Origin of the sequence: Streptomyces sp. NBC_00459 (assembly GCF_036013955.1) — a bacterium.
GTDB lineage: Bacteria > Actinomycetota > Actinomycetes > Streptomycetales > Streptomycetaceae > Streptomyces.
Genome location: NZ_CP107903.1, coordinates 9686551 through 9704134, shown reverse-complemented (window position 1 = coordinate 9704134; position 17584 = coordinate 9686551). Strand labels below are relative to the sequence as shown.

At 70.0% G+C, this 17584-nt stretch carries 14 protein-coding genes; 3 read left to right on the top strand and 11 right to left on the bottom strand.

The window, feature by feature from the left end; translation table 11 throughout:
• Nucleotides 1-203 precede the first annotated feature (203 nt).
• The 4 genes from OHN74_RS42520 to OHN74_RS42505 form a co-directional block, all read right to left on the bottom strand.
• The gene (locus OHN74_RS42520; RefSeq protein WP_327699909.1) at nucleotides 204-1268 is read right to left on the bottom strand and encodes a sensor histidine kinase; all 1065 of its coding nucleotides are present in this window, start codon (nucleotides 1266-1268) and stop codon (nucleotides 204-206) included.
• Nucleotides 1269-1355: 87 nt separating this feature from the next.
• The gene (locus tag OHN74_RS42515; protein WP_327699908.1) at nucleotides 1356-2060 is read right to left on the bottom strand and encodes a response regulator transcription factor; all 705 of its coding nucleotides are present in this window, start codon (nucleotides 2058-2060) and stop codon (nucleotides 1356-1358) included.
• 543 nt (nucleotides 2061-2603) lie between these two features.
• A complete protein-coding gene (locus OHN74_RS42510; protein WP_327699907.1) occupies nucleotides 2604-3758 on the bottom strand; it encodes an amidohydrolase family protein in 1155 nt (384 codons plus the stop codon).
• A 925-nt stretch (nucleotides 3759-4683) separates the two neighbouring features.
• Nucleotides 4684-5286 (bottom strand): TetR/AcrR family transcriptional regulator, encoded by a 603-nt coding sequence (locus tag OHN74_RS42505; RefSeq protein ID WP_327699906.1) that lies wholly within the window; start codon nucleotides 5284-5286, stop codon nucleotides 4684-4686.
• Nucleotides 5287-5428: 142 nt separating this feature from the next.
• On the opposite strand from OHN74_RS42505, the gene OHN74_RS42500 reads away from it, so the two are divergent.
• Both OHN74_RS42500 and OHN74_RS42495 read left to right on the top strand, forming a co-directional pair.
• Nucleotides 5429-6223 carry an alpha/beta fold hydrolase gene (locus OHN74_RS42500; protein ID WP_327699905.1) on the top strand — a complete coding sequence of 265 codons (795 nt, stop codon included), beginning with the start codon at nucleotides 5429-5431 and terminating at the stop codon, nucleotides 6221-6223.
• Nucleotides 6224-6391: 168 nt separating this feature from the next.
• On the top strand, nucleotides 6392-6763 hold the full coding sequence (locus OHN74_RS42495; RefSeq protein WP_327699904.1) for an antibiotic biosynthesis monooxygenase family protein: 372 nt from the start codon (nucleotides 6392-6394) through the stop codon (nucleotides 6761-6763).
• A gap of 379 nt (nucleotides 6764-7142) precedes the next feature.
• Here the strand turns inward: OHN74_RS42495 and OHN74_RS42490 are convergent, their stop codons facing one another.
• From OHN74_RS42490 to OHN74_RS42465, 6 genes are read right to left on the bottom strand one after another with little or no spacing between them, the layout of a single operon-like run.
• Entirely contained in the window at nucleotides 7143-8801 is a 1659-nt protein-coding gene (locus OHN74_RS42490) for a (2,3-dihydroxybenzoyl)adenylate synthase (RefSeq protein WP_327699903.1), read from the bottom strand.
• Complete coding sequence (locus OHN74_RS42485; protein ID WP_327699902.1) at nucleotides 8794-10854, bottom strand: acetate--CoA ligase family protein; 2061 nt, start codon at nucleotides 10852-10854, stop codon at nucleotides 8794-8796. The genes OHN74_RS42490 and OHN74_RS42485 overlap by 8 nt, the downstream gene beginning before the upstream one ends.
• Nucleotides 10851-12407, bottom strand: a complete 1557-nt coding sequence (locus OHN74_RS42480) for an FAD-dependent monooxygenase (RefSeq protein WP_327699901.1) — start codon at nucleotides 12405-12407, stop codon at nucleotides 10851-10853. The genes OHN74_RS42485 and OHN74_RS42480 overlap by 4 nt, the downstream gene beginning before the upstream one ends.
• Before the next feature lie 13 nt (nucleotides 12408-12420).
• The gene (locus OHN74_RS42475) at nucleotides 12421-13143 is read right to left on the bottom strand and encodes a maleylpyruvate isomerase family mycothiol-dependent enzyme (protein ID WP_327699900.1); all 723 of its coding nucleotides are present in this window, start codon (nucleotides 13141-13143) and stop codon (nucleotides 12421-12423) included.
• Entirely contained in the window at nucleotides 13140-13970 is an 831-nt protein-coding gene (locus tag OHN74_RS42470; protein ID WP_327699899.1) for a fumarylacetoacetate hydrolase family protein, read from the bottom strand. Before OHN74_RS42470 ends, OHN74_RS42475 begins: the two co-directional genes overlap by 4 nt.
• On the bottom strand, nucleotides 13967-15091 hold the full coding sequence (locus OHN74_RS42465; RefSeq protein WP_443060527.1) for a cupin domain-containing protein: 1125 nt from the start codon (nucleotides 15089-15091) through the stop codon (nucleotides 13967-13969). The genes OHN74_RS42470 and OHN74_RS42465 overlap by 4 nt, the downstream gene beginning before the upstream one ends.
• A gap of 71 nt (nucleotides 15092-15162) precedes the next feature.
• Here OHN74_RS42465 and OHN74_RS42460 point away from each other — a divergent pair, with 71 nt between their 5' ends.
• On the top strand, nucleotides 15163-15936 hold the full coding sequence (locus tag OHN74_RS42460) for an IclR family transcriptional regulator (RefSeq protein ID WP_327699897.1): 774 nt from the start codon (nucleotides 15163-15165) through the stop codon (nucleotides 15934-15936).
• 98 nt (nucleotides 15937-16034) lie between these two features.
• On the opposite strand, the gene OHN74_RS42455 is transcribed toward OHN74_RS42460, so the two are convergent.
• Entirely contained in the window at nucleotides 16035-17525 is a 1491-nt protein-coding gene (locus OHN74_RS42455) for an aldehyde dehydrogenase family protein (RefSeq protein ID WP_327699896.1), read from the bottom strand.
• Nucleotides 17526-17584: the final 59 nt, after the last annotated feature.

The following is a 17584-nucleotide window of genomic DNA, read 5'->3' as shown; positions in this document are numbered from 1 at the left end:
ACTGTGGGTCCTACCGACCGGGCGCCGAGAATGCCTGCGGACCGAGCGATCACCGGAACACTGACCGAGTCACGCGCCGCGGGCCGCCGCACGCGCTCTCGCCGTCTCCGAACCCGGCGACGCGCGCTGAGCGCACTTCCTCGACGTCCTTCACGACCTCGATCTGCCCATCGCCTTCACCCCGGTGTCGGGGGTAGATGGAGTCAGTGAGAAGCCGGTGGCATACCGCTCCCAGGGGCGGGGTCCTGCGGTAGGTGCAAGGTGAACGTGGCTCCTTTGCCCAGGCCGGCGGATTCCGCGGTGATGTCTCCGCCATGGGCTCGGGCGATGCCCCGGGCGATGGCCAGGCCGATACCGCTGCCGCCTGCGGTAGCGGGTCGGCCGGGACGCTCAAGGCGTTCGAAGCGGTGGAAGATGCGCTCCAGGTTGTGGGCGGCGATGCCGATGCCGTCATCCACGATACGGACGATCACCCGGGCCGCGGGAGACGGTTCGGTGTGCACGGACAGCGTCACGTGCCCGTGCCGATCGGATGCGGCCAGTGCGTTGCCGAGCAGGTTCACCAGGATCTGGGTGATCCGGTCCGGGTCGCAGAAAGCGACGACGGGGGTGCTCGCGTCCACGACGAGGGTCACCGTCTGGTCGTCGTACTGGGGGCGCAGTCTCTCGCCTGTCGTCCGGGCCAACGTGGCCACGTCGGTGGGCGTGCCGTGAAGAACGAAGGCGCCCTCTTCCGACCGGGACAGGCTGGAGAGGTCGCCCGCCAAGCGCTGCAACCGGTGAAGGTCGTCGGCGAGGGAGGCGAACATGGCCTCGTCGGGGACGAAGATTCCGTCGGCCACGCCCTCGATCTGGGCGCGTAGCAGGGTGATCGGGGTTCGCATCTCGTGGGCGACCTCGGAGATCAGCCGGGCGCGGCGGCGTTCGGTGTCGGCGAGGGCTGCCGCCAGGGTGTTGACGTCTTGGACCAGAGCTGCCAGGCCCGGCTCGCTGGGGAGTTCGAGGACATCGTCGTAGTGTCCCTCGGCGAGCCGGCGCGTGGCGGCGCGCACTCTGTCGAGCGGCCTCAGCAGAAACCGGGACAGAGCGACGGACACCGGGAAAGCCGCGGCCAATCCGAACAAGAGGCCGACCTGCAAGACCACGTCACCTTCGATGTCGGCAAAACCGAGCCAGACCTCGATCAGTGCGCTGATCGCCGCCATGGCCAGCAGCGCCAGGAGGAGGACCATGACGTGCGAGAGCACCAGCCGGTTGCGAAGCGACATCCGCTCCTGAATTTGGCGCAGCCGCGCACGACATCTCTGGTAGGCCGGGACGCGGGCGGGCGACATGGGTGGTGTCCTTCCTGGCCGCTAGGCGGGGCGCCCGACGAACCGGTAGCCGATGGTGCGGACGGTGCCTACGAACCGGGGTGCGCCCGCGTCGTCGCCCAGCGCGCGACGCAGAGTGCGGATGTGCACGTCCACGACACGCTCGTCGCCGAAAAAGTCATCGCCCCACACCTGGGCCAGCAGGCCGCGCCGGGTGAAGACCCGCCCAGGGGCCTGGGCCATCGCGAACAGCAGATCGAAGTCAAGAGCGGACAGCTCCACCGTCCGGTCGGCATCGACCAGCACAGTCCGGGTCACGTGATCGACGGTCAGTCCGTCGAACCGCAGGACGCCGTCCTCTTCGGCCTCCTCGGACCGGCTGTCGATGCGCCGCAGGATGGCCCGCACCCGTAAGGCCAGTTCGCGGGGACTGAACGGCTTGGTGACGTAGTCGTCGCTGCCGGTGGTGAAGCCGATCAGCCGGTCGACCTCCTCGTCGCGGGCGGTGAGCATGATCACCGGGATCTGACTCGCCTCCCGGATGCGGCGCAGGACCTGGAATCCGTCCAGCCCCGGAAGCATCACATCGAGCACCACGAGGTCCGGCCGGTCACGGGTGACCGCCCGCAGGGCGGACGGTCCGTCCGCGGCTTCGACGACATGGAACCCGTCCGCCTCCAGATAACCGCGCACGGTCATACGGATCTTGGGCTCGTCGTCGACGACCAGAACGCGCTGCGTACTCATCGTGCTCGCTTTCCATCGTCGGTCGGGAAGAGGGAGGCGGAGGGTCGTCATGGCCGCGGGGTGACGGGCGGCGTGGAGGCAAACGCCTCGAATGCGGCCAGCGTACGGGGTTTGTCGTGGCCGGCGACGACCTGTGGGCCGGCCTCGCCCATCCGGCGCCGGGCCGCCGGGCAACTCCATGAGGCGGTCCACGGACGGCGAAGTCGGACGGGATGTGCCGACGTCCGAACCGATCGCCTTCAGCAGCCGGGCGACCTGTCAGGGCAGGCAGACGCGGAAGGCGGAGGCGGAACGGGGTGCGGCGGCAAGCCGGCCGGTGCACCGTGATCCCCTTCTCCACGCTGGTCCCGGTACCGGCACCCCCGCCGGGCAGATCAGGAACCGCCTTCCCCATCCTGCGGGCCGTGTTCACCCGGCCCGGCGACGTCGATGTCCGTCGGTGGCCCCTCCGTCGGCCGGCGCTGATCTTTGCGCAGAGCGCCGCCCGCCGCCCGCCGCCCGTCGGCGGGGCAGCGGGCGGCGGGCTTGGCGTGCGGTCGCGGCTCAGCGCGAGCCGGCGCGGCGTATACGCGCCTTCAGCTTCGGGAACTGGTGGAGGGCGTTGTCCCGCTCGAGAGCGATTCGCTCGCGCCGGCTGTAGATCTCGTCGACGGTCGGTTCGGGGTCGCCTGCCTTGAGGTTGGGCAGGCTGCCCTTGAGGAAGGGCATCGTCTCGACGTTGTCGGCCGCGTAGAGATGGCGGGTCGCCGGCCAGTCGCTGCCGAACATGATGTGGCTGTCGGGCACCAGCGACGACAGCGGCTGCAACTGCGCGGCGGTGAACGCCTGCGCGTTGTCGAAGAACATCCGCTTCATGTACTTGAGGGGCCCTTCGGGCAGCACCTCGTTGAACGGCGGGAAGGCCGAGTGCCGGGTCGCGAGCCGGAAGGCCAGGAACGGCAGTGCCCCGCCGGAGTGCGTGAAGTGCCAGCGGATGTTCGGGTAGTCCCGCAGGACACCGTTGTAGATCAGGCTCGTCATCGCGCGGGTCGCGTCGAAGTTGTACTCGAAGACGTTGTTCCCGGCCGGGATGTCGGGACCGAAGCAGAGCTTGGGAGCCGGGTTGTTCTCCGGACCCGTCGGGTGGACGTAGACGTAGGCATGGCGGTCGTTGAGGATCTCGTACAGAGGCGCGAACGAGGGATCCCCGAGGTAGGTGCCCTTGTAGTTGGTTAGCAGGCAGATGCCGTCGAGATCCAGTTCACCGAGCGCGCGGTCCACCTCGGCGACCGAGCCGTCGATGTCGGGCATCGGGGTGACCGCGAAGATGCCGAACCGGTCACCCCGGGTCTGCACGAGGTTGTGGGCGTAGTCGTTGACCGCACGGGCGGTGGCGCGCCGGTCGTCGACCGGGCCGACGGTGACCTGGAGGTCGCCGAACGACAGGACGCTGGCCTGGATCCGGTACTGGTCCATGAAGGCCACGTGCCGCTCGACCGACCACGGGCCGTACGCCCCGGTGATGGCGCCGAGGAGGCCGTAGCGCTGCAGGTAGTCGTTGTACACGTCGGGCGAGTAGTGGGCGTGGGTGTCGATACGCCAGTTGCCCTTCGGCAGCCCCGAGCCGGACGAAGCCGTCTCCGGACTGGCCATGGCGGTCGGCACCGTGGCCGCCGCCGCAGCCGTGACAAGCGCCGCGGCCGATGCTCCTTCGATCATCCTTCGACGCGAGATGTTCCGTCGCAGGTTCATTTCGGGTTTCCCTCTTGCTTCTGTGTGAGAGTCAGGTCATATGTGCGTGCGTCAAAGCCCCGTCGCCAGGCCCGGGCCGGGCAGGGCAGGTCCTGTGCAGGACGGCGATGGTCCCCGCCACGAGCGCTGTCGCCACGGACCTGTGTGCGGTCCAGGCCGATCTGAGAGTGCGACGGGTGGGTCGCTCCTCGGCTGGGCCGGTCACCGCCGGCCGGTCGGATTCGGCACTCATGCGCGGGAACCCCATGACGCCGATGCAGCCGCGCCACCCGGTGGTCGGCTGTGGAGTGGCCCCGTCGGCAACACCGCCGCCACTCCCCCTGCACAGGTCGTGGACTGACCGCCGGTTCGTTCATGCAGCGCGCGATCGCCGACCGTCTGTCCGACGTGGTCCACATGCCTGGCCGACTCAAGACGAGGGAACGCGCCGAGCACGACGGAACCGGACAGCGCTGTGTGAATCGCCATAGTCAGGTGCCCCACGGCATGGTGCTCAACAGTGCCCACCGGTGGGACGAGGAGTGCGTGCATGACCGTCAGACAACAGGCGCCTCATAAGGCACGTACCACTCGGCAAATGAAGCTTCCATGAAGCCAACCGCCGGACCGGCCCCACGTCCTGCAGCGGTCTCCGGCTTCTCACAGCGGCAGGGGGCCTCACTCAGTCGCCACCCTGGTCAGCTCTTGGGTGCGTCCGCCGTGCCGGGTGCAGGTGAAGCCACGGTCCAACGGTGTCGAGGTTGTCCTGCTGTTCTCAAGGTCCGGCGCCCGCTCAATGCCCGGTGCGTGTGAGGGCCTCGTGCCGGAGCAGGGCCCTCACTCAAGTCAGCAGGCGACCGCACCGGCACGATCGGCGGTTGTTCCGGTCGGCCTCCGCCGAAAGCCTCGGTGACTACCGCTCCGCGTCCTGCGGTGCGCCGACAGGCCGCAGCATGGTGAGCCACTGGGCCACGACCGCCTCGATGAAGGCGTCGGTGACCTGGCCACGGTCGAGGAAGAGCCGGGCGAGGACGGGCCCGTACAGCAGGGTGAACTCGTCTTCGCTGATCTGGATGCCTGCAGGTTCCAGCAGTCTGTTGAAGCCGACGTAGCGGTCTTCGCCGATGCGGACGAGTGCCCGGGCACTGTCCGGGTCGTGGTCGGCCTGGGCGGTGACGGCCAGAGCCGCGGTTCGCACGGACGGCACGCTGACCCCGGCACGCAGGCTCTTCAGCCAGGCGGTGGCCACGGCGCCCACGTCGCTGCCCGGTTCCGGATAGTTGCCGAGGTCGGGGCCTTCCAGGACGAGGTCGAAGAGCAGTGCGGCCCGGTTGGGCCAGTGCCGGTAGAGGGTCTGACGGGTGACATCTGCCCGCTCGGCCAGCAGCGCATAGGTCAGCCCGGCCGGTCCGACCTGAGGCAGCAGTTCTCGCGCGACGGCCAGCACGCGGTTGCGGGTGCGCTGCACGCGCGGGTTGCCCGGAGTCGGCTGACGGCGGTGGGGAGGCTCGTTCATGCCACCACCCTAGCGGCAAATCATACGGCGAGCGTGATTGACGTCACAGCTTGAATCATACAGAGCGTGTGATACAAATGAAGAGCAATCACACGCACTGGATGATTCATTGCGTGTCGGTGACTGTGAAAGGTAGATGGCCATGTCATCCCGCAACCTGCTCGAGCCCGTGTTCGCCCGTACTCGCCTCGGCTCCGGCCCCGGCCTGCTCCTCGCCCACGGCGCCGGCAGCAGCCTGGCCGGCACCTACGGACCCGTCCTGGAAGGGCTCGCCGCCCGCCACACCGTCGTCGGCATCGACTACCCCGGCAGCGGCGACACCCCCCGCTCCACGACCCCGCTGTCCGTCGACGACCTCGCCGACCAGCTCATCGCCGCCGCCGACGCGGAGGGCCTCGACCGCTTCGCCGTGTCCGGATACTCGCTCGGCGGCCCGGTCGCCATCCGCGCCGCCACCCGCCACCCCGAGCGCGTCACCGCGCTCGTCCTGACCGCCGCGTTCCCGCACCGCGACAACCGGCTCGCTCTCGCCTCCTCGGTCTGGAGCAAGATCGCCGCGTCCGGCGACCGCGAACTGCTCGCCGAGTTCCAGCTCATGATGGCCCTCGGCACCCAGGCGCTGGAGTCGATGCCGGCCGAGCAGTTGCGGCAGACCCTCGGCTATGTCGCCGCCGGCTCGGCCGACGGCAGCTCCGAGCAGACCGACCTCGTCGGCCAGGTCGACGTACGGCACGACCTCGCCGGCATCAAGGTCCCCACCCTGGTCGTTTCGACCACCGACGACCGGCTCACCTCCCCCGCCCTGCACCGTCAGCTCGCCGAGACCATCCCCGGCGCCCAGCTCGCCGAAATCGCCACCGGCCACCTGCCGATGCTGGAGCGGACCGAGGAGTGGCTGCAGCTCACCACCGACTTCCTCGGCAAGCACCACGCCTGAACGCACACCACGGGCGGGGCCTCGCGGCGGTCATCGGCGTATCCCCTCCCGCGCACTGCCCATTGATCACGCCTCACCAACACGCGGTTGGGCCGCCTCCCGGTCCCGGATCACTTGAATCCCTGTGGGTCGGCAGACCCGCTTCCCCCTCGATTCCATGGAGGAATCATGCTCAATTTCGGACAGCTCGACGAGTCCACCAACTTCCACGACCAGCAGAAGGAGAAGGTCGGCCCGGTCACCATCATCAACACGTTTGTCGCTCCGGAGGGCAAGGAGGACGAGGTGGTGGCCGCCTGGACGGACGACGCGGAGTACATGAAGAAGTCGGGGAGCCTCCTCGCGGTGCAGCTGTACCGCGGAATCGGCGGCAGCCGGCTGTTCACCAACGTCGCGGTCTGGAAATCCACCGAACACCTCCGTGCGGCGCTCGGCACGCCGGAGTTCGCCTCGCACCTGGCGGGCTACCCGGCCGGCACCGTCGCCTACCCGCACCTGTACCAGAAGGTCGCTGTCGAGGGCATCTGCGAAGGGGAATGACGACCGCTTCCAGATTCCGGGCTGCCGTTCGCCACGCGCACGACGGGTGGCGACGTGCAGTCCCTGGTCAGCCGGCGGCTCGCGCCGATGACGCCGATCTGTTTCCTCTGACCGCCCGGCCGGTGCTCTACCTGCTCGACCTGGTCCGCCCAGAGAAAGACTCAGCGGCAGGACGTACCCGAGGACGCATGAGGCCGGTCACCAGAAGGGGCACTTCCCGTTGCTGGTCCGACGGTCGGGACAGGGTGACGGTGATGGCGGTACCTGGAGCTGTTTCCCAGGTACCGCCAGAAGGCGGGCAGAGCAGCTTGACTCCCCCCGGGGAGGCGGGAGCATCACCGCAAAGTCATCGGCCCGCCCTCCGCGGCGGCGAACCCTGTCACACCGCCTCGACGGGGTCTGCCCTGTCACGGACGACATCCCGCAGACGTTTCTTGTCGATCTTGCCGACCTTCGTCAGCGGCAACTCGTCCACGACCAGCAGGTCTTCGGGGAGTTTGTAGCGGGCCACCTGCATGGCGGTGAGAGCGGCGCGTACTGATTCGAGGGTCAGGTGGGTTCCCGGTTCGACGACCACGACCGCGCACACCCGCTCCCCCAGGTCGGGGTCGGCCTTCGCGACGGCGGCGACGCGGGCGACACCGGGCAGGCGGTAGACCAAGTTCTCCACCTCCTCCGCGGAGATCTTCTCGCCGCCCCGGTTGATCATGTCCTTGTCGCGTCCCTCGACGACGAGGTTGCCCGAGGGGTGCACCCGGACGATGTCGCCGGTGCGGTACCAGCCGTCAGGGGTGAACGCGCGGGCGTTGTGCTCGTCCGCCCGGTAGTAGCCGCGTGGGGTGTACGGGCCGCGGGTGAGCAGCGAGCCCATCCCTCCTGGCGGGACCGGGTTGTCGGAGGCGTCGACGACGAGGATCTCGTCGTCCGGGCACATGGGGCGCCCCTGCGTCTCGATCCTGATGTCGTCGGGGTCGTCGGGGCGCGTGTAGTTCAGCAGCCCCTCCGCCATGCCGAACACCTGCTGGAGCGTGCCGCCGAGTACGGGTTCGACACGGCGGGCGACCTCCGGCGCGAGGCGGGCGCCACCTACCTGCAACAGCCGCAGCGCGGGTGGGGCGGTGTGACGGCCGGAGGCCACGGCGTCGATCCAGCGCTGGACGACGGCCGGTACGGCGGCGGTGGCCGTCACGCCTTCGGCTGCCATGAGGGGCAGCGCCTTGTCGGGGTCGGGGGTACGGGCAAGGACCACCCGGCCACCGTTCATGAGGGTGCCCAGGATGCCGGGGCAGGCCAGGGGGAAGTTGTGCCCGGCGGGCAGTGACACCAGGTAGACGGTGTCGGAGTCGAGGCCGCACACTTCCGCGCTGCGGCGCGCGTTGTACTCGTAGTCGTCGTGGGTGCGGGTGATGAGCTTCGGCAGTCCTGTCGTACCGCCTGAGAGCAGGAAGACAGCGATGTCGCCGCTGTCCGGGGCGATCCGGTCGAGCCGGGCCCTTGCGGCGGCCGGGTCGGCGGCCGGCTCGGCCAGGGCACGCAGATCCGTGGCGTCGTTGCCTGCCGTGCCACCCGCGACGAGCAACAGCCTTACGCTCGGCGTGGCTTCGGCGACCTCCCGCCCCAGTGCCTGATGGTCGAAGTCGCCCAGCCGGTCGGGTACGGCGATCGAGGCGACCTCGGCGTGTGCGGCCAGGTATCGCAGTTCATGGCCCCGGTGTGCGGGCAGTGCCATCACAGGGGCGATCCCGGCCCGCAGACAGGCCAGGGTGAGCGTGACGAACTCCCAGCCGTTGGGCAGCTGGACGAGCATCGCGTCACCGGGGCTGAGGCCCGAGTCCAGCAGTCGGCACGCCAGTCCGTCCGTACGGTCGACGAGTTGACGGTAGGTCAGTCGGGTGGCGCCGTCCACGACGGCCACCGCGTCGCCGTAGGTCTCGGCCCATTCGTGGAGGTAGGCACCCAGGGGCCTGCCTCGCCAGTATCCCGATTCGCGGTAGCGGTCGGCCGTTTCCTCGGGCCAGGGGACGAATCCCTCACGCATCGTCGGATCCTCCTTGATCCCATGGGTCACGCAGGAGCAGCACGGCGTCCAGTGCGACGACGTCGCCGTCGGGCAGGACGCGCAAAGGGTTGATCTCACACTCGGCCACGGCGCTTTCGGTGGCGAGGGAGGCCAGGGCGAGCAGTACGTGGGTGAGCCGCGCGCGGTCGACCGGGGTGGTGCCGCGTGCGCCGAGGAACATCTCGCGGGTGGCGAGCTCGTCGAGCATGGCGTCGGCCTCGTGTGCGGACAGGGGCGCGAGGCGCAGGGAGACGTCGCCGAGGATTTCGGCGGCGGTTCCCCCGGCGCCCAGAGCCAGCACGGGGCCGAACACCGGGTCGCGGCGTACTCCGACGATGAGTTCGGGGCCGGCGGGGGCCATCTGTTCCACCAGCAGTGCGGGGCTCGCGGGCATGCGGGCGAGGGCGTCGTCGAGCTCTTCGTGGCTGCGGATGCCGACCTGGACCCCGCCGACTTCCGTCTTGTGCAGGATCTCCGCGTCGAGGATCTTCACGACGACCGGTCCGCCGAGCTCGTCGAGAGCGGCGTGCGCCGCCGCGGGATCGGCGCACACGCGCCTCAGAGGCGTGCGGATACCCAGGTCCCCGAGGACACTCTTGGCGGTGTGCTCGTCGACCGGACCCGGCAGCGGCAGGGTGGGTGCACCGGACACGATGACGTCGGCGGCCTTCCGACGGGCTCGGGAGGCCGCGTCCTCGACGAGCGCGCGGATCATGACCGATCCCGAGGCCGGTGTGGCCGCACAGGGAATGCCGGCCGCGCCGAGTTCCCGGCGGGCCTGTCGCGCCTGCTCCACGGGCCCGCCGACGACGGCGACGAGCGGGGTGGCGGTGCGGGCGGTGGCCAGAGCGCCCGAAAGGTCCACGGCTGTGGGCTCCAGTAGTCCGTACACGGCGGTGACGTCGATGCCCGGGTCCTGGGAGACCCGCTCCACGATCTGCGTGAGCGCGGGCGACGGGCGGCCGGTGTCCACGGGGTTGTTCAGGTAGGTGAGTGCGGGGAGCAGCTCGCGCAGTTCCTTCACCGTCCGTTCGACCAGGGGCGGGACCTGCAGGCCGTGGGAGCGCAGGTCGTCGGTGAGCAGCAGTCCGGGTCCGGCCTGTGCGGTGACCAGGCCGATGCCCGGACGTGGGTGGGCGGGGAGCCGTACGCGGCTGAGCGCGGTGACGGCGTCGACGAGGTCGCGTTCGTCGTCGACGAGGACGGCTCCGGCCTGCCGCAACGCTGCCCTGGTGACGCGCCAGGAGGTGGCCAGGGCGCCGGTGTGGGAGCGGGCGAAGTCGCCGATGTCGCTGCGTCCGACGACCAGGGCCACGACGGGGATCCGGTCGGTCAGGCGGCGTACGGCCTCGGTGAGACGGCGCCCTTCCGCGGCGGTCTCCACGTGCAGGGCGACGGCCCGTACGTCCTCGTCCTCGGCGAGGTGGAGCAGGACGTCGGCCTGGGTGACGTCCAGGCTGTTGCCCAGCCCGACCCCCAGGCGCAGACCGACGCCGGCCTCGGCAAGGGCGAAGGCCAGCGCGTGGTTCACTCCGCCACTGGCGGCCACCACCGCCACCGGACCCGGTTCCAGACCGGCCACGCCCGGGACGAAACTGGCCGTCAGCCGTCGGTGCGGGGCGAGGAAGCCCGACGTGTTCGGCCCGAGAACCCGGATTCCGGTGTCCCGCACCACTTCGGCCAGGGCCTGTTGGTGCAGCGCGCCGTCGTCGCCGGATTCGGCGAAACCGCCGGCGCACACGAGGGCGGCGTGGGCTCCCGCGTTCGCCGCGTCGCGAATGGCCCCGGCAGTGGCGGCGGCCGGGATACAGGACACCACCAGGTCGGGTGCGATGCCGTGGCTCGCGGCGGCCTCGGCAACGGTCGGGAAGAAGCCCCGGTCGGGATCCGGCCGGCCGGCGTTGACCTTCAGCACCGGTCCGGGGAACGAGGCGAGCGAGTCGGTCATCGCCGCACCGAGTTTTCCGGGTGTGGCGGAAGCACCGAGTACGGCGATGGCTCGGGGTGCGAACAGCGGGTCGAGGGCGGTCACTTGACGCCTCCGACGAGGTCGGCCCGGCCGGACAGCAGGAGGGTGGTCGCGGTGTCGTCGTCGTACGCGCCGATGACCGCCGCCGGCAGGCTGTGCGCGAGTCGGGCTTCCTCGGCGACCAGTACGCGGGTCAGCGTCGTACCACCGCGTACGCCGACGAGCGGGGCGCCCGATTCCGCCGTCTCACGCACCTGATCGAGGGCGAGAGGCAGACCCTCCTCGGTGTCCGGGGCGTCGATCCACACACCCGCCTCGGACGGCTGACCGCCGAAGGGGACCATCGGGATGGCGGTGCCGTCCGTCCCGGTCAGGAGGTCGTCGCCGACTGCCACGCGGCGTGAGGGAAGCCTGAACGTCCCACTGCGGAAAGGTGTCTCCAGGGGCGGTGCCCCGTGGTGTTCGCGCCACCATCCGTCGACGCGGTCCACGTACGCCGCGTCACGCACGGCGAGTTTGCCGCGCGGGATGCTGCGGGTGAGGAAGTGGAAGGCGAACTGCGTCGGATCGTCGAACGAGCGGACGTAGCGGCCGAAGTGCTCCCACCACGACAGGCTGGGCCGCGCCGAGTTCTGGATCTTCTCGACCTTGGGGCGGCGGCGCGACTCGTAGGCGTCGAGTGCCTCGGGCACGCTGTGCGGTGACTCCCCCAGGGCCTCGGCCAGCGCGACGGCGTCCTCCATGGCCATCTTGGTGCCGGATCCGACGGAGAAGTGCGCGGTGTGCGCCGCGTCGCCCAGCAGCACCCACTTCCCACGCCGCCACGAACTGGCCCTGCGCGTGGCGAAGTTGGCCCAGCGGGAGTTGTTGCCGACCAGCGGGTGCCCGTCGATCTGCTCGCGGAAGAGGTCCTCCAGGTAGGCCTTGGTCTTCTCGTCGCTCGGGCCCGGCGGGGTCGAGGGATCGAAGGTGTCGAGTCCGGCCCTGGCCCAGGAGTCGGCGTCGGTCTCGACGATGAAGGTGCTCAGCGAGTCGCCGATCGGATAGGCGTGGGCGGCGAAGACACCGTGCGGGCCGTCCTGGTGGACGAAGGTGAGCCCGTCGAACATGTACGAGGTGCCGAACCAGACGAACTTCGCGCTCGCCACGTCCGCCGTCGGTCCGAAGTCGTCGGCGAACACCGTGCGGAAGCGGCTGTTGGCGCCGTCGCACACCACGACCAGGTCGAAGTCGTCCAATTCGGCGGGATCACGGATCTCGTGCTGGAAGCGCATCCGAACGCCCTGGGCGCGGGCCCTCTCCTGCAACAGGCTCAGCAGCGTCTTGCGTACGACAGCGGCCATGCCCATGCCGCCGACGCGTTCCCGTGCGCCGTGCACGCGGACCTCGATGTCGTCCCAGTGCCGGCCGTGCTTCTCCAGCGCCTCACTGAGGACGGGGTCGGCGGCGTCGATGGCGTCGAGGGTGGCGTCGGAGAAGACCACTCCGAAGCCGAACGTGTCGTCGGGGCCGTTGCGTTCGAAGACCACGACCTCCGCGCCGGGTCGGCTCCGCTTGAGCAGGGTCGCGAAGAACAGTCCTCCGGGACCTGCGCCGATGCAGGCAACTTTCATCATCTTTCCTTCGCGCTCACAGCCACGCGGGCAGCTTCGGCGGGGATTGGCCGCCGACGGGATTCAGAGGGCCGGGCACAGGGCGTCCGGTGGCGTAGGCGGCCAGGCTCGGCAGGTCGCCGCTGACCACGACCGGCTCCGCGCCGCCGAGCGCGCCCAGGGTCCAGGTGCGGACGTCGCCCTTGATCCGGAGCTCGACGGGGGGACAGTCCGGGCGGGTCCGGAAAGCGGCGGCGACGTCGTCGACGAGCGCCGCGCACACGTCGTGCGGGACATCGTCGAAGGTGGTGATGTTCAGGTCGACGGTGTGGACCCACACCTCGCGCACTCGCATCCAGGGCACCTGGGAGACGGGTACCTCACGGCCTCGCGCGGTGCGGACGGTCGCTTCCCAGCACTCGTCCGGCAGTGCGGCGAGTTCCCCGGCGAGACGGCCGTCGGCCGTGAGCAGGTCGGCACGCAGCTCCTCGGCCGGGCGCCGGGCACCTTCCTCGATCTCGCGCGCACGCTGGTCGCCGCTGGCGTACATGGGCGTCTCGACGCCTGTCCGCGCCCAGGTCACCAGGTTGACGAGGGCGTCGGCGTTGCGGGCGACATGGGCGACGACGTGGGCCCTGCTCCAGCCCGGCAGGTACGAGGGCCCGGTGAGCCCCGAGTCGGTCAGCCAGTGCACGGCGGCTTCGAAAGCCGCCGTGCCCTTGGCCGCCCACTCCAGCGTCGCGGCCGGGCGGGCGCTCACCGTGTCTCGCGGCGGCAGGTGTTGCGGCACTCGCCGATCCCCTCGATCCGGGTGACGAGGGCCGTACCGTCGTGCAGATAGCGGGCGGGCTTGCGGGCGTGGCCGACTCCGCCCGGAGTGCCCGTGGCGATCACGTCGCCGGGCACCAGCGTGATGATCTCGGACAGGTACGCGACCAGCGTTGCCGGGTCGAAGACGAGGTCACCGGTGTCGGCCTTCTGGACCGTGTCGCCGTCGACCTCACAGGTCAGGCTCAGTCCCTGGGCGGACACCGCCGGGTCGTCGGCGGTCACCAGCCACGGTCCGATGGGGGTGGTGGCCTCGAACGTCTTGCCCTGGTCCCACTGGGTGGTGCGGTACTGCCAGTCCCGGGCGGTGACGTCGTTCAGCACGGTGTACCCGGCGATCGCGGCCCGCGCCTGCTCCGTGTCGGCGTGCCGGACCTCGGCCCCGATGACGACGCCGAGTTCGGCCTCCCAGTCCATCTGTGTGGACGCGGCGGGCAGGGTCACGTCGTCGTACGCACCGACCAGCGCTCGCGCGAACTTGGAGAACAGTGTGGGGTGCGAGGGGAGTTCGCGGCCCATCTCCAGAATGTGGGTGCGGTAGTTGAGGCCGACACACACGACCTTCTCGGGCGCGACGACGACGGGGGCGTAGTCCAGGGTGCCTTCGTACGTTTCGCCGTCTGCGTCCGCGGCACGTGCCGCCCAGTCGCCGTGGCGCAGGAAGGCCACCAGGTCGCTCTCCCCGAGGTCCACGGCCTTGGCCTCGTCGACACGGACGGCGCGCGTGGTGCCGTTGACCCGGATGGTGGCGAGCTTCACTTGTGTTCTCCTCGGGAGGTACGGGCGAGTCCCAGGGCTTCGTAGACGGGCTCGTCGCTGAAACGGAACAGGTCGACCTGGGTGCGGGCGGACAGCGAGACCTCGCACCAGGACGGGACGACGAACAGGTCGCCCGTGGCGATCTCGAAGACCTTGTCGCCGACTCGGGCGACCGCCTCGCCCTCGAACACCTGCCAGACCGCGGAGCCGACCGAACGCACGGAGGCGGTCTGTGCTCCGGCCCGCAGTCGGCGCATCTCGGTGCGCATCGTGACCAGGGCGTCCCGGCCGGTGGTCGGGTTGGAGAAGCGGACTCCGGCGTGCCCGGGCTCGATCACTCCGGCTACGCCTTCGTCCTCCAGCTCCAGCTGGGCGGTCAGGGCGGCGTCGGTGTGCTCCCAGCGGTAGGCGCCCAGCGGGGAGTTGGGCTGGTCGGGCCGGCTGATCGGGCGCAGCCCAGGGTGACCCCACAGTCGCTCACCGCGCGAGTGTTCGGGGGTTTCGCGGGTGGAGAGTTCGTCGGGGCCGAACTCGAAGAACCCCGCGTCCAGTTTGGAGACGAGGGGGATGTCGAGTCCGTCGAGCCAGGCCATCGGCTTGTCGGTGACGTTCTGGTGCTCGTGGAAGGCCCAGCTCGGCGTGAGCAGCAGGTCACCCCGCCCCATCGCGACCGCGTCGCCGTCGACGTTGGTCCACACGCCCTCGCCTTCGAGAACGAACCGGAAGGCTCCCTGGCTGTGCCGGTGCGAGGGGGCTATCTCGCGCGGCCCCAGGTACTGGATCGCGGTCCACAGGGTCGGGGTGGCGAAGGGAAGGCCCGGGAGACCGGGGTTGGACAGTGCCATGGCACGGCGCTCGCCGCCACGCCCCACCGGTACGAGCTCTCCGGAGCGCTGCGCGATGGGCAGCAGCTCCGTCCACCGCCACAGGTGCGGTACCGCGGCGGGCTGCGGCGACATCGGCATGAGGCCGTCCACCTGCGTCCACAGCGGGATCAGACCCGCGTCCTCGAAGTCCGCGTACAGCTCGTCGAGCAGCTTGCGCTCGGTCTGTTCACTGGTGGTATCGGTCACGGAGACCTCCAGGTCTTGTGTTCGGCGACCGTCGGAAGAAGCGCACATCGTTCGGCGCTGGTCCTGACGCTAGGCCACTGTTTCCCCTCAGCGGAATCCATGAAGTGTAGAATTCCGCTATGGAGAATTCAGTTCGTCCTTCGCCCGGCCCTTCGTATCCGGTGAGCGCCGCGGGCAACGCCCTGCGCGTGGTCCGGCTGCTGCACGAGCTCGACGAACTGCGGGTGATGGACGTCGCGGACCGGCTGGGCGTCGCACGCTCGACCGCGCACCGGATCCTGGCGATGCTCGTCTTCGAGGGATTCGCGGTGCAGGACAGCCACAAGGTGTACCGGCCCGGGCCGGCTCTGCAGGCGATCAGGGGAAGCCGGTCGACCCCTCCCCCGGACCTGATCACCATCGCCCACCCCCACCTTCAACGGCTGGCGGACGCCGTCCGTGAGACGACCCACCTGATGGTGCTCGATGGCAACGGAGCCCGCTTCCTGGACGGCGTGGAGGGCCCACAGGCGCTGCGGGTCAGCTATCGCACCGGCACGCTCCTGCCCGCCCATGTGACCTCGGGCGGAAAGGCCATGCTCGCGGCACTGCCGGCCGACCGGCTCCGGGCCCTCTACCCCAACGGGCTCCCCGGGGAGGGGTCCGACGCTTCCGGCGACGTGGAGCGCCTGTTCAACGAGCTGGTGGCGGTACGACGGGACGGCTACGCGATCAACCTGCAGGAGAGCGAGCGCGGAGTGCACGCCGTCGGTGCGTGTGTGCGTGACCGCACAGGCACCGCCGTGGCCGCCGTGGCGGTCGCGGCTCCGTCGGTCCGGTGCACCCGCGCGAGCCTGGCAGCGTTGTCCCGTCCCCTGCTGGCAGCCGTGCAGGACATCGGTCAGGGACTGTGAACGGCGCGACGGCGTGCGGCACCGTCCGTCTCAAGGGTGCCGCACGCCGTCTCTTCGTGTCTTCGTGGCGGGTTACGTCGCCTTGATGACCGGGTTGCTCACTTGTCGTGTCCGGTCACCTCCAGGGACGGCGCCCAGCGCGGCATCTCGCCCCTCCCGGAGACCAGGCGGATGTTCTTGCTGTAGCCGTACTCGCGAAGGGTTTCTGCCGAGGTTTCCCGGCCGTAGCCGCTCGCGCCGACACCGCCGAACGGCGTGCCCGTGAAGTTCCGGTTGTAGTTGTTCACGAAGACGAACCCGGTGTGCAGGGCGCGGCTGACCCGCAGTGCGCGCTCCGAGTCCGGCGTGAACACCGCGGCGACCAGGCCGAATTCGGTGCCGTTGGCGATCCTGACGGCCTCGTCCTCGTCGTGGAACGGGATCATCGAGATGACCGGGCCGAAGATCTCCTCCTGCGCGATGCGCATGTCCGGGCGGACGCCGGTGAACAGTGTCGGCGCGACGTAGTAGCCGCCCGCCAGCTCCGGATCATCGGGGAGCGGCGCCTGCGCCGCGATCGTGGCACCCTCCTGGACACCTATGTCGATGTAGTCCAGCACCCGCTTGCGCTGGGCGGCGGACACCATCGGTCCGATGTGCGTGCCGGGATCGATGCCGTTGCCGACGCGCAGCCGCTTCACCGCGTTGCCGTAGCGGCGCGCGACCTCGTCGTAGACGTCGGCGTGTACCAGGACACGCGACGCCGAGGTGCAGGCCTCGCCCTGGTTGTAGAGGCCGCCCTCGATCGCCCACGGCACCGCCAGGTCGAGGTCCGCGTCCTCGAAGATGATGAACGGGTCCTTGCCACCGAGCTCCATCAGGGTCGGCGTCAGGTTGTCGGCAGCGGTCTTGATGACCGAGACGCCGGTGGTGGGCGACCCGGTGAACGAGATCTTGCCGACGAGCGGGTGGCCGGCGAGCCGGGACCCGATCGAGCCGGTGCCGGGAAGGATGTGGACCACGTCGTCGGGCAGGACGGACTGGATGATCTCCACCATGCGCATGGCTGAGAGCGGGGCCTGCTCCGGCGGCTTGATCACCACCGCGTTGCCGACGGCCAGCGCCGGGGCCAGCTTGCTGGCGGTGTGGATCGGCGGCCAGTTGAACGGCACGATCGCGGCGATGACGCCGTAGGGTTCGAGCACCGTGATGTCCAGCAGGCTTCCGCCGTCGTTGACCTGACCGGGCATGGAGTCGCACAGGCTCGCGAAATACTCGAAGAGCCCGATCGCCGCGTTCACGTCCCCGTTGCGCGCCTGGGTCAGGGGTTTGCCGTTGTCGCTGCACTCCAGGGTCGCGATCTCGTCGGCGTGCTCGCGGATCGCCTGAGCGATCTTCCGCAGCCAGCTGCCACGCTCGCGGGCGGTGCGGGCCTTCCAGGAGAAGTGCGCGTCGTAGGCCGCCTGTACGGCCTGGTCGACTTCCTTGTCGCCGGCGCCCTGGACGACGGCCAGTGGCGCGCCGGTCGCGGGGTTGTCGACGGTGAACTGATCGGCGGCGTCCTGGGACGACCACCGGGTGCGGATCTCGGGTTGTGACGGCTTGGCCACGGCCTTGCTCCGTTCAGGGGTGTGCTTGGTTTGACGGCTCGCTCGCAAGATGCGGTGGC

Bases quoted from the DNA above. Each gene is read 5' to 3' on its own strand.
- OHN74_RS42480 (WP_327699901.1), bottom strand. From the start codon at position 12,407: ATGATGAAAGTTGCCTGCATCGGCGCAGGTCCCGGAGGACTGTTCTTC.
- OHN74_RS42495 (WP_327699904.1), top strand. From the start codon at position 6,392: ATGCTCAATTTCGGACAGCTCGACGAGTCCACCAACTTCCACGACCAG.
- OHN74_RS42515 (WP_327699908.1), bottom strand. From the start codon at position 2,060: ATGAGTACGCAGCGCGTTCTGGTCGTCGACGACGAGCCCAAGATCCGT.
- OHN74_RS42510 (WP_327699907.1), bottom strand. From the start codon at position 3,758: ATGATCGAAGGAGCATCGGCCGCGGCGCTTGTCACGGCTGCGGCGGCG.
- OHN74_RS42460 (WP_327699897.1), top strand. From the start codon at position 15,163: ATGGAGAATTCAGTTCGTCCTTCGCCCGGCCCTTCGTATCCGGTGAGC.
- OHN74_RS42490 (WP_327699903.1), bottom strand. From the start codon at position 8,801: ATGCGTGAGGGATTCGTCCCCTGGCCCGAGGAAACGGCCGACCGCTAC.
- OHN74_RS42505 (WP_327699906.1), bottom strand. From the start codon at position 5,286: ATGAACGAGCCTCCCCACCGCCGTCAGCCGACTCCGGGCAACCCGCGC.
- OHN74_RS42520 (WP_327699909.1), bottom strand. From the start codon at position 1,268: ATGTCGCTTCGCAACCGGCTGGTGCTCTCGCACGTCATGGTCCTCCTC.
- OHN74_RS42465 (WP_443060527.1), bottom strand. From the start codon at position 15,091: ATGTGCGCTTCTTCCGACGGTCGCCGAACACAAGACCTGGAGGTCTCC.
- OHN74_RS42500 (WP_327699905.1), top strand. From the start codon at position 5,429: ATGTCATCCCGCAACCTGCTCGAGCCCGTGTTCGCCCGTACTCGCCTC.